Source organism: Acinetobacter sp. ATCC 27244, assembly GCF_000156555.1.
Classification (GTDB): Bacteria; Pseudomonadota; Gammaproteobacteria; order Pseudomonadales; family Moraxellaceae; genus Acinetobacter; species Acinetobacter haemolyticus.
This window is the reverse complement of record NZ_GG665961.1, coordinates 33,304-45,168: the sequence shown is the minus strand read 5'-3', so window position 1 is coordinate 45,168 and position 11,865 is coordinate 33,304. Positions and strand designations below refer to the sequence as shown.

Below are 11,865 nucleotides of genomic sequence, written 5' to 3'. Positions count from 1 at the left end.
CCCATCTCAATTATAGCTTGACACTTTCATCACCATTTATTAAAATGTGCAAAATAGACATTTTTAATAAAAAACATATCACGCTTCACACACACATAGAAATCGAATAGGTGTAATCATGAAAAAAGAGCTTATTTTGGGTGTTTCTTTCATATCGTTCTTATCCTTCTTCACGATCTTATTAATTATTATTGAGTGATTTATTAAGATAAATAACGATATCTATTTACCAAACCACCGTCTTTTCAATAACGCCCAATACACTAGATTAGACTAGGTATTATTCTTTACTCGAAGAACATTCAGTCAAAATCGTAACTTTAGCTTCTTTCATGATTTAGCTACTATTAAGTAAATATCGATACTTAAATTCAATAACGATCTCATCTGAGCAAGAGTAAAAAATATGTCACAACAAGATTATGAAAATGGACTTAAAGTACGTACTGAAGTGATGGGTGAATCATTCGTAAAACGTGCACAAGACAATACCGTACCTTTCACTGAACCTTTACAGAGCTGGATTAATGAACATGCTTGGGGGTCAACTTGGCAACGTGAAGGGGTTTTACCACGTAAATACCGCTCTTTGGTAACGATTGCTTTTTTAACTGCACTAAAAAGCCCAACGGAACTTAAAGGTCATATTCGTGGTGCATTGAATAACGGCGCCAGTGTTGAAGAAATTCAGGAAGTTTTATTGCATAGCCTACCTTATTGCGGTGCACCAGCAACACAAGAAGCATTTCGCGCTGCACTTGAAGTGATCAATGAATATCAGCCAGAATCTACGCATAAATAGTTTTAAATGCGAACTAAATCTCTTCCAATATCAATCAAATAAAAACTTCAATTCATTAATACACATTTTGCCATCTTCTTTACTTGATTGAGTGACTAAGATGGCATAGATGATGAATGAGATCTTTTGAATTAAGTTTGAAGATAATGGAGTATTCAGTTGAGTAAAAAAATACAATCCAATCGTGATGGCATACAATTTCCGATACCATCAGGAAGAAAAGTACCCAGTACAACTCAAACCGCAAAACAAATCCTTAAATCAGCACTACAAAGTGTTGATTCACCTTATGCCTCTAAACTCATTGCCGAAAAAAACTGGAGAAAAAATTACCCTGTTTATTTTCAAGAATTGGTTAAAGCAGGTATCGAATCAGTCGATCATCCTATACGAATTGCACAAAGTGGACTGGAAGCGGCCAAAGCCTCATTTAATTTTAATCGTGCAGAACAAAATGATGCTTTAAGTCATGCCATGGCAAATATTAAAGATCAACCATTTGAACGTTTTATTTTAAAAGGAACAGGCAGTTCAACCATTGAACCGTGGTTTATTCCTTATCATGGCAAAAAATTACAAGGCGAAGCGCTATTACAGCAAATTGATCTTTGGGAACAACAACAGGTCATCGAACCTAGTCATGCCAAGGCACTCCGCTTACTCAATCAACATCCTGAATGGTTTGATTTATCAAAACGCACTATGGTGTTATTCGGTGCAGGCTCAGAAGCAGGTCCTTTAAGTTGGCTGGCAAAATGGCGTGCCAATATTGTTGCAATTGATTTACCAAACCCTGCGATTTGGGAAAAAATTACCAAAGTGATTGAAACAGGAAATGCGACTTTAATTGCACCTCAGATCTCTACAACAAAAGATGGACAGCAGCTTGGTGCCAATTTACTGACTCAAACACCTGAGATTGCCAATTGGTTAAACACCTTTTCCGAGACTTTAGATTTGGCAGGTATCGCATATCTAGATGGGGAAAAACATGTCCGTGTTTCGATTGCGATGATCAGTATCATGGAACAAGTCAGTCAACACAAACCAGATAGTAGTATCATGTTTATGCTGACGCCGACCGATATCTATGCCATTCCAAAAGCAGTCGTACATTCTATACAGAATAAAATTAAACAGCGCCCAATCGTAGAAAAACTGCTCACTAAATCCATTCACAATATTTCTCTTAGCAACTTTTTCAAACCCAATTTGAAACAGTTAATTCAATCAGATAATGGTCAACAATATGGCATTTCCGACTGCATGGTGATTGAGCAAGGTCCAAACTATGCACTCGCAAAACGTTTGCAACAGTGGTTTGCGATTTCTGCACGTGCGCGTGGTCAAAAAACCGTAATCAATATTGCCCCATCAACAACCACTCATTCTGTTGTGAAAAATCCAATTTTAAAAGCAGCTTTTTCAGGTGCAGATTTATTTAAAGTTGAAACATTTAGCCCCGAAACCACCAATGCAATTATGGCTGCACTTTGGGTACATGATTTAAATAATCCAGAAAGTGCGACCAACCCAGAAAAGGTATTGGATCATCCACTTGAACTGATCATGGAAAATGCCAATCATGGCGGATTATGGCATGTCCCTTATTTGGCGAGAACAGCTCTGCCCTTTGCTGCGGCATATGGTTGGGTCAGAGAAAAGCTTTAAGATCGATAAACATGTACATTGATCGTCATGAAAAATTCACTTGTAAATTTGCGTCATCGATTGCTAAAATCCGCGCAATTCATTTTAAGGGGCTTCATTGTGAGTACTTGTTCTAGCGACAGTTGTAGTCGATCTATTTTCGTCTAGTATCCACAAAAAGCTCTTCTCTTAAGACCTTTCCTTGTGGATACAAGGTAAGGTCATCTGTATCTTTCAGACCTCTGTTTTATCTATCCAAGATTTAATGAGATAACAAGCACTCACATTCGCCCTCCAACAATAGGAGTGATGTGTATGTTCAAATTAAAAAGTCAATTACTAAAACTCGTTCTCAGTTTCACTGCACTGTCGATCAGTATGCAGCTCTTTGCAGGGCGACCAATGCATGTAGATGATGCATCAGTCGTCGATGCAAAAAGCTGCCAACTCGAAATGTGGATGCAAAAACATGCCGATGATCGAGAGTACTGGAGTATTCCAGCTTGTAATTTTGGCTCTAACTTCGAACTCGCCTTGGGTATGGGACGCACGGATACAGATCAAGCAGACCCGCAAAATTATGCAGTTCTACAAGCCAAGACATTACTAAAAGCATTAGAAACAAATAGTTGGGGAATAGGCTTGGTCACCGGTAGTCAGTTCAATGTAAATGATTCCACTGATCAGATTTGGTACACCTCTGTTCCAGTCAGCCTATCCATTATGGATGATGCTTTTATAGTGCATGCTAATCTTGGCTGGTCACATGAAAAACAAGATCATCGGAACTTTTTCACTTGGGGAGTGGGTAGTGAAACGCAGGTTGCTCCGCGCCTCGCACTCACGACTGAGTTATATGGCAATGACCGCAAAGAATCATTCGTACAAACAGGTTTTCGTTATATGTTGCGCAAGGATCGTATTCAACTTGATACAAGCTATGGAAAACAATTACAAAGAAGCAAGCAAAGTGATTTCTTCTCACTTGGGCTTGTTTTATATAGTTCAGCCTTGCTTCCATAATTTATAAAATCGCCTTAGGGGCAAATCTTTCGACTATTACCATGAAATGACTAGTAAAAGTAATTTGCCTCTAAAAATTCCATTCCACGGTCAGTGGGACTGTTTTTTATAGTAAAACACTTAAATTGATCATTTTGGAATATAAGTTAAGCAGATGAGTCACTGAGCTAATTTCTTTTTTCTTCTAATATGCGGCTATTCCATCGCAACCTTAGAGTTTTAGGTTCCAATGACTCAATTGCCAAAAGTTAAACGTAATTTGCTTGGTTCTCAAGCTGCACAGAAAATCTTCAGCAGTCGTACAGCTCAACGCACACAACATGTATTTACGAACGCAGCTGATCGTATTTTAAGAGGACATCAACTGGTCTTATCAGGAAAAACACCTTTTGATGTCATTTATCAGCGTGAAATCATTAGTTTACGTCACTATACTGCGCATTCGGATCAATCCCCTAGACATCGTATTCCTCTTGTGATTGTTCCTCCTTTGGCTGCGAACATGTTGATTTATGATCTATTTCCCCATCGTAGTCTAGTTCGTTATTTTCTGGCTCAAGGATTTGATGTCTATCTCATTGACTGGGGGAGCCCGAGTCTACACCAAGCCAAATATAATCTTGGTACTTATGTAAAAACGTTTATGCCTGATTTTATTGAAAAGGTTCGTGAGCATAGCGGTCAGCAACAGCTTTCACTTTATGGTTGGAGTTTAGGTGGTGCACTTTCGCTATGCTACACCGCACTTTTCAAAGACAAAAACATCCAAAATCTACTGATTTTAGCATCCCCAATTAACACGCATAAATCAGGTTATATGGGCAAGTTTTATCAGCGCCTGACCATCCCTGCAAAATGGATTCGCAATAATACCAACTTTCGTATTCGTCAGATTCCAAGTCGCGTCTTTCACATTCATGGCTGGCAAAACACGCTAGGTTTCAAACTTACCGATCCTATCGGAAACGTCAAAAACTACTGGGAACTTTTAAAGAATTTGAATGATCGTCAGTTTGTGATCAACCATGCAACTTCAAGTTCTTTTGTCGATAACATGCTGGCTTATCCTGGTGGTGTCATGCGCGATATCATCATACGCTTCTGGATAGACAATGAGTTATCAACAGGTCGAGTTCAATTTGGAGATCAAGTTGCAAACCTAAAAGATATTGATTGCTCAGTACTGGCAATTGGTGGAGATACAGACATCATCGTCACAGCTGAAGCTGTTCGCCCACTCATGGATTTGATTAGCAGTGAAGATAAACAATTCAAAATCGTAGCTGGCGGGCATATGGGATTGGTATCTGGCAATCAAGCACCTCAAGCCGTTTGGCCAGTGGTCAACCAATGGTTAGCGGAACGGTCTGATTAAAACATCTATGCCATTGAAATTTAGGTTGTTGATTTATATCCAAGCAACAACCTAATCTCATTGATACTTAAGCAAAATGTTGTTGCCGATGCAATACCAAGCCTTCAACATTGACAGGGATCCCTAACAGGTAACCTTGTAATTGATGACAACCTAATTTAGTTAAAATATCTGCTTGCTGTTGAGTCTCTACACCTTCCGCTGTCACGGTTAAACCCAACTTTGTGGCAAGGTGGATGATACTTTCTAAAATTGCTTCTTCTTTTGAGTTTGGCTGCAAATCAATAATAAATCCACGATCAATTTTAAGTTCATCTACAGGCAAATCTTTTAAATATAAAAAACTCGAATACCCTGTTCCAAAATCATCAATCGCAATACGAATACCGAGTTGTCGTAAGCGTTCCAAAGTGCGAACACTGGCATCAATGTGATGCATGGCTGTTGATTCTGTAATTTCGAGAATTAGATTATGTGGTTTGATCTGATATTGTGCGATCAATTGTTCCAGTACACTAAATAATTTTTTATTTTCAAATTGTAGTGCGGATAAATTTACAGCGATCGGATAAAACGGACTGTTACTCTGTTCCCATTTTTGAATTTGCTGACAGGCTTGCTCTAATGCCCAATAGCCCATTGGAATGATCAAACCTGTTTTTTCAGCGCCGTCAATAAACATCTGTGGCGTTAATAATCCCAAGCTTGGATGTTTCCATCGGATCAATGCCTCAACACCACAGACTTCGTAATTCGCTGTAAATTTCGGCTGATAAAACAGAACGAACTGCTGCTCATCTACAGCTTTGTATAAGTCATTGATCAATTTTGATTGACTACGTACATCCTGTTGATCAGACATTGCATGAAACATTGTATAGGTATTTCGTCCCTGATCTTTAGAGGTCAGCATGGCGATATCTGCATTAATCAGAAGATCTTGTATATTACGGCCATGCTCAGGATAGATCGCGATCCCCAAACTGGCTGAAATATTAATATCCTTCCCTGCAATCAAATAAGTTTCTTGAATATGATGCAATATCTCATCTGCAAATCTCATTGCCTCAGCACTTTCGGTATTTTCTGAGATAAGAACAAACTCATCTCCTCCAATACGGAAAAGCCGCTGATTTGCATTTAACTTCGATTTCAAACGATGTGCCATTTGAATCAAGAGCTGATCACCAATGTGGTGTCCAAATGCATCGTTCACTGATTTAAAGCGGTCTAAATCAATATAGAAAAATGCGACTTTTTGATTGTGTAAATGATGAAGAGGGAAAATGACTTCGGCGTAGTCAGTTAAAAATAAACGGTTAGGCAGTTTAGTTAATGAGTCATGCAGTGACTGTGTCGCAAGCTCTTTATTAATCAGCATGAGCTGCTGATTACGTTGCTCCAAACGAGCTTCTAATACCGCCACAGCAAAGCCTGCAACAAAAACCAAACTGGCAATAAAAATAATCGTAAATAATAAAATACTTTGTTCAGTTTGTGCAGGTGTAGCGATGTCAAATAGACTTTCATTAAAATATGTCGCCGCCATACCTGTGTAATGCATACCGACGATACTGAGCGCCATGAGTAGAGCAACAACTGCTTTTAGAGCAACACGGTGATGAACTGCCACCTTGTATTTAAAAACAAAGAAAAAGCTTAAACCAGAGCCACTGATTGCAATCAAAATCGAGCAAATGACCAACAACGGATCATAATACATTTGATGGTAATCAACCGTCAGTGCCATCATACCGGTATAGTGCATACCTGATATGCCTAAGCCCATAAAGACCGCACCTAAAATTAGACGAGCAGTCGGCAAAGTAGGTCGAGTGGTTAGCCATACCGCAAAAATTGATGCAACAGCACCTATCAGATATGACAATACTGTCAATCCGATATCAAAATGATATCCCTCTGGCAAATGACTTGCCAGCATCCCCACAAAATGCATTGACCATATCGCTAACCCAAGGATTAGACCACTCGCAATTAAAATGCTCTTTTCAAACTTTTTATAAGCAGCTTTAAAAACGAGTTCTTCCATCGAAACTGCAGCGTATCATGTTACCACTGCAACCAGAATGGAAACGATGACCAATGTGCTATCGTAATCAACGTGTACCATAAAGGACTTCCATGATTATTCAGTACTTTTTTTTATTTACGGAGCAATATGCCCAAAAAACCAGAACGATCCTTCACACTCAAGAAAGCGACGAAATACAATTCATAAACTTTTCTTAACAATAACATCATCTAGCATAAGGTCAAGTCTTTTTCACTTTATAAATCAATAGAATATAAACATAGAATTATTTCACCCCAATGAAATCAACTGTTTCATTCATTCTATTTTTATCTATAAATTCCGTCTTCGCTAGATTTTTATAATCGTTCTATCTCGCTATCAATATACATTTAAACTGCACAACTCCCCCAGATTATGCAAAATTTTATTTATTTTGATATTTTAACAACACAAGTATGTTCAAAACATAATCAATATTAAGCCTATTTTTCTGTTTAGATTGTTATAACTCTGTTATCCAAACAAAAAAACCTTGTTATTTCAACAAGGATTTTTTAACTAATTCAGAGACTAAGAATTAGTTTTTTCTCTTTATCAACAATCTTGTTTGCTTGAATCCAAGGTACGAAAAAAGATGAAAGCACTGCTTTCATCTTTTTGAGGCACGTAACAATAAACATAAAAAACCCACTCAAATAGAGTGGGTCTTCGCATTCAAATCAATTGATTCGAGAAATTAGTTTTTCTCTTTATCAACGATTTTATTCGCTTGAATCCAAGGCATCATCGCACGTAATTTAGCGCCAGTCACTTCGATACCGTGTGCTGCATTTTGACGACGACGAGCAGTCATAGATGGATAGTTCAATGCACCCTCTTGGATGAACATCTTCGCATATTCACCAGACTGAATACGTTTTAATGCATTACGCATTGCTTCACGAGACTGTTCATTGATTACTTCAACGCCAGTTACGTATTCACCGTATTCAGCATTGTTTGATACTGAATAGTTCATGTCAGCGATACCGCCTTCGAACATCAAGTCAACGATCAATTTAAGTTCATGTAAGCATTCGAAGTAAGCCATTTCTGGTGAATAACCAGCTTCAACCAAAGTTTCGAAGCCCATTTTAACCAACTCAACCGCACCGCCACAAAGAACTGCTTGCTCACCGAATAAGTCAGTTTCAGTTTCTTCACGGAAAGAAGTTTCGATGATACCTGTACGGCCACCACCTACGCCAGAAGCGTAAGAAAGTGCAACATTACGTGCATTACCAGAAGCATCTTGGTGAATCGCGATAAGATCAGGAACACCTGAACCACGTTGGAATTCTGAACGTACAGTATGGCCAGGTGCTTTTGGAGCAACCATAATCACGTCTAAATCTTTACGTGGAACAACTTGGTTATAAAGAACAGAGAAACCGTGTGCAAATGCTAAAGTTGCACCTTCTTTGATATTTGGCTCAATCACATCACGATAAAGTTGAGATTGGAACTCATCTGGAGTCAAAATCATGACTAAATCAGCTTGAGCAACAGCTGCAGGCACTTCAGATACTTTAAGACCTGAGTTTTCAGCTTTTTTCCAAGATGCTGAACCAGCACGTAAACCTACAGTTACGTCCACACCAGAGTCTTTCAAGTTAAGCGCATGAGCGTGACCTTGTGAACCATAACCAATGATGGCAACTTTTTTGCCTTGGATGATTGATAAGTCACAGTCTTTATCGTAAAAAATTTGCATCTGTTTTCTCCGCTAAAATTTTTGTCATTTCCCTTGTTATACAAGGACAGATTTGGTCGCTCCCAATTTTGGCATTGCTTCAACCAAAATTGGGAGAAATATATACTAAATTGTTAGAACTTTTTCGCCACGCGCGATGCCTGAAACACCTGAACGTACAACCTCTAGGATGGTATTTTCAGCCAATGCGTCAATAAAACCATCAATCTTGTCCGTTGTACCCGCGATTTGAATTGTGTAAGTGGTCGGTGTTACATCCACGATTTGAGCACGGAAGATATCAGCAGTACGCTTAATTTCAGCACGTGCCGCACCCAAAGCTTTCACTTTGATTAACATCAATTCACGCTCGATGTGCGCACCTTCTGACAAATCAACCACTTTTACAACTTCAACTAATTTGTTGAGTTGTTTGGTGATTTGCTCAATTTTATGATCATCACCATAGGTGGTTAACGTCAGACGAGATAAGGTTTCATCTTCTGTTGGTGCAACGTTTAACGTTTCAATGTTATAGCCACGTTGACTAAACAAACCAACAAGACGAGAAAGCGCACCAGCCTCGTTTTCAACGAGTACAGAAATAATATGTCTCATTATGTACGCTCCCCTTTACCTAACCACATATCCTTCATCGATTGACCCGCAACTAACATTGGGTAAACATGCTCTGTACGATCAACCATGACATTAATGAATACACATTTGTCATTGATCGCCATCGCTTCAGCAAGCTTAGATTCCAACTCATCTGCATGGTTAATCTGGATACCCACATGACCATAAGCTTCCATGAGCTTGGCAAAGTCAGGTAATGAATCCACATAAGAACTTGAATGACGTCCTTCATAGTTCATATCTTGCCACTGCTTAACCATACCCAAAGCTTGGTTGTTTAAGCATAGAATTTTCACATTTAAGCCATATTGCTTACATGTTGATAATTCTTGGATACACATCTGAATTGATGCTTCACCAGTGATACAAACCACTTGTTGGTCAGGGAATGCAAGCTTTGCAGCCATGGCATAAGGTAAACCCACGCCCATCGTTCCAAGACCACCAGAGTTAATCCATTGACGTGGACGCTTATATTTATAGTAGTTGGCACCAAACATTTGGTGTTGACCTACGTCAGAAGTGATGATTGCTTCACCATTGGTCACACGATCTAATGCCTCAACCACTTGCTGAGGTTTCATTACACCATTTTGACCTTCTTCATAACGCAAACCATGAACTTTACGCCACTCATTAATTTGAGACCACCATGCCGCAATCGCTTCAGGGTTTGGCTTAGATACGTTCATTTGTTTCAATTGCACCAGCATTTCTTGAAGAACTGGCTCTACAGCACCCACGATTGGGATGTGTGCCATAATTGTCTTCGAAATCGTTGCAGGATCAACATCGATATGAATGACTTTTGCATTGGTACAGAATTTTGCAGGATTATTGGTTACACGGTCATCAAAACGCGCGCCGATCGCTAAAATCACATCCGCATTGTGCATCGCCATGTTGGCTTCATATGTACCATGCATCCCTAACATACCCACGAACTGTGGATCATTACCTGGGAATGCACCTAATCCCATCAAGGTATTGGTTACAGGATAACCCAATAGGTGTGCAAGCTCAGTCAATAGACCTGAAGCATTGCCTTGAACAACACCACCACCCGTATAAATGATTGGGCGCTTCGCTGAAATCAATTCATCGATTGCTTTACGAATTTGACCTGAATGACCGCGTGAAGGTGGCTGATAAGAGCGCATTTTCACTTTTTCTGGGTATTCATAAGCAAATTTTTCTGCTGGATTAGTCGCATCTTTTGGAATATCAACTACAACTGGACCTGGGCGGCCAGAAGACGCGATATAAAATGCTTTCTTAATAATTGCAGGAATTTCGCTAGCGTGACGTACTTGGAAACTGTGTTTTACGATTGGGCGAGAAATACCCACCATATCAGTTTCTTGGAATGCATCCTCACCAATTAAATGACTCGCAACCTGACCAGACAAAATCACCATTGGGATTGAGTCCATATAAGCAGTTGCAATTGGTGTGACTGTATTGGTTGCACCTGGACCAGAAGTCACTAGTACAACACCCGTCTTGCCTGTTACGCGCGAGTAAGCATCAGCCATGTGACCTGCTGCTTGTTCATGACGTACGAGGTAATGATTGATTTTGTCTTGTTGAAATAGCGCGTCATAGATATGTAAAACTGCGCCGCCTGGATAACCAAAAACATGCTCTACGCCTTCGTCCGCAAGGGCGCGAACGAGCATTTCACCACCAGATAAAAGTTCCAACGTGATTCACCCTAGTGTTTGCACAATTTATGGAAGACATAAACTGTGTTTCATTCATTAATTTATGCACTTTTTATAAGTGTGCATATTCTACTCGTTTTTGCTGCAATAGGAAAAATTTTCTGACTCATCAGCCGTATAAGCTGTTATTACATCTCGAATCAAAACATGTTGGGATAAACATATTTCAAAAAATCATCCTCTCGGCTAGAAAGAATGTCCATTGCAAGCCATGTTATTTATTCGAAGGGTGATCAAATAAACACATATAAAACTAAAGCAAGCATTTTTGTTGCTTTCCTGCACAAAGTCAAGATTAAAGGAACAGATTTTATATAATATTTTTTGGCTGCTGTTTTTTTAAACAGTGCAATTATAAAAATAACAGCATATTCAAATGAGTTTTATTTCAATTATTGTACTTTTGGTATTTATAAATTCCAGTTAAAGTATTTATTTTGAATATTAAACAACTGATCAGATCAAATGATCTTGGGGAAAATGACAATGCAATCATCTCGTTTAAAAACAATCATATCCATAACCTTAACCAGTTTATTCATGTTCTGTTCTGGCCAAATATATGCTCAACAATATTATAAATGGATCGATGCGAATGGTTCGACCCATTACACCACTACTCCACCACCTAAAGGAGCAAAACGCTTAGATAAAATTTCAACCTATGGTTCAAATAACAGTCAAAGCAGTGCCAATGCATCTTCACAAAATCAGCAAAAATCACCTCAACACACCACCACATCGACAACAAATCATCCTCAAGAAGAAAGTACGCCTAGAGATGAAACATACCAACCTCAAAATATACAAATAGCAGAAGCGCTGGCAGATCGATAACTCAAAAGTTTACGGAGAGTGTCCAAGACATTCTCCTCACTTATATCC

Annotated in this window: 8 protein-coding genes and 1 pseudogene; 5 read left to right on the top strand and 4 right to left on the bottom strand. The window is 39.0% G+C overall.

Annotated elements, in window-relative coordinates; all coding sequences use genetic code 11:
* Window positions 1-406 precede the first annotated feature (406 nt).
* The 4 genes from HMPREF0023_RS11905 to HMPREF0023_RS11890 all read left to right on the top strand — a co-directional run bounded on the left by HMPREF0023_RS11905 (window position 407) and on the right by HMPREF0023_RS11890 (window position 4,850).
* A complete protein-coding gene (locus HMPREF0023_RS11905) occupies window positions 407-802 on the top strand; it encodes a carboxymuconolactone decarboxylase family protein (RefSeq protein ID WP_008942207.1) in 396 nt (131 codons plus the stop codon).
* A gap of 159 nt (window positions 803-961) precedes the next feature.
* A complete protein-coding gene (locus HMPREF0023_RS11900; RefSeq protein WP_008942206.1) occupies window positions 962-2,473 on the top strand; it encodes a hypothetical protein in 1,512 nt (503 codons plus the stop codon).
* Between the two features lie 294 nt (window positions 2,474-2,767).
* Window positions 2,768-3,475, top strand: a complete 708-nt coding sequence (locus tag HMPREF0023_RS11895) for a hypothetical protein (RefSeq protein ID WP_008942205.1) — start codon at window positions 2,768-2,770, stop codon at window positions 3,473-3,475.
* A 229-nt stretch (window positions 3,476-3,704) separates the two neighbouring features.
* Window positions 3,705-4,850, top strand: a complete 1,146-nt coding sequence (locus HMPREF0023_RS11890) for an alpha/beta fold hydrolase (RefSeq protein WP_008942204.1) — start codon at window positions 3,705-3,707, stop codon at window positions 4,848-4,850.
* Window positions 4,851-4,917: 67 nt separating this feature from the next.
* On the opposite strand, the pseudogene HMPREF0023_RS11885 reads toward HMPREF0023_RS11890, so the two are convergent.
* The 4 genes and pseudogenes from HMPREF0023_RS11885 to HMPREF0023_RS11870 all read right to left on the bottom strand — a co-directional run bounded on the left by HMPREF0023_RS11885 (window position 4,918) and on the right by HMPREF0023_RS11870 (window position 10,959).
* Window positions 4,918-6,981: pseudogene (locus tag HMPREF0023_RS11885) on the bottom strand (putative bifunctional diguanylate cyclase/phosphodiesterase).
* Window positions 6,982-7,621: 640 nt separating this feature from the next.
* The gene (gene ilvC, locus HMPREF0023_RS11880; RefSeq protein WP_004637893.1) at window positions 7,622-8,638 is read right to left on the bottom strand and encodes a ketol-acid reductoisomerase; all 1,017 of its coding nucleotides are present in this window, start codon (window positions 8,636-8,638) and stop codon (window positions 7,622-7,624) included.
* A 105-nt stretch (window positions 8,639-8,743) separates the two neighbouring features.
* Window positions 8,744-9,235 carry an acetolactate synthase small subunit gene (gene ilvN / locus HMPREF0023_RS11875; RefSeq protein WP_004637892.1) on the bottom strand — a complete coding sequence of 164 codons (492 nt, stop codon included), beginning with the start codon at window positions 9,233-9,235 and terminating at the stop codon, window positions 8,744-8,746.
* A complete protein-coding gene (locus HMPREF0023_RS11870; RefSeq protein WP_005085438.1) occupies window positions 9,235-10,959 on the bottom strand; it encodes an acetolactate synthase 3 large subunit in 1,725 nt (574 codons plus the stop codon). Before HMPREF0023_RS11870 ends, ilvN begins: the two co-directional genes overlap by 1 nt.
* Window positions 10,960-11,466: 507 nt before the next feature.
* Here HMPREF0023_RS11870 and HMPREF0023_RS11865 point away from each other — a divergent pair.
* On the top strand, window positions 11,467-11,817 hold the full coding sequence (locus tag HMPREF0023_RS11865) for a DUF4124 domain-containing protein (RefSeq protein WP_008942202.1): 351 nt from the start codon (window positions 11,467-11,469) through the stop codon (window positions 11,815-11,817).
* The last annotated feature ends 48 nt before the right edge of the window (window positions 11,818-11,865 follow it).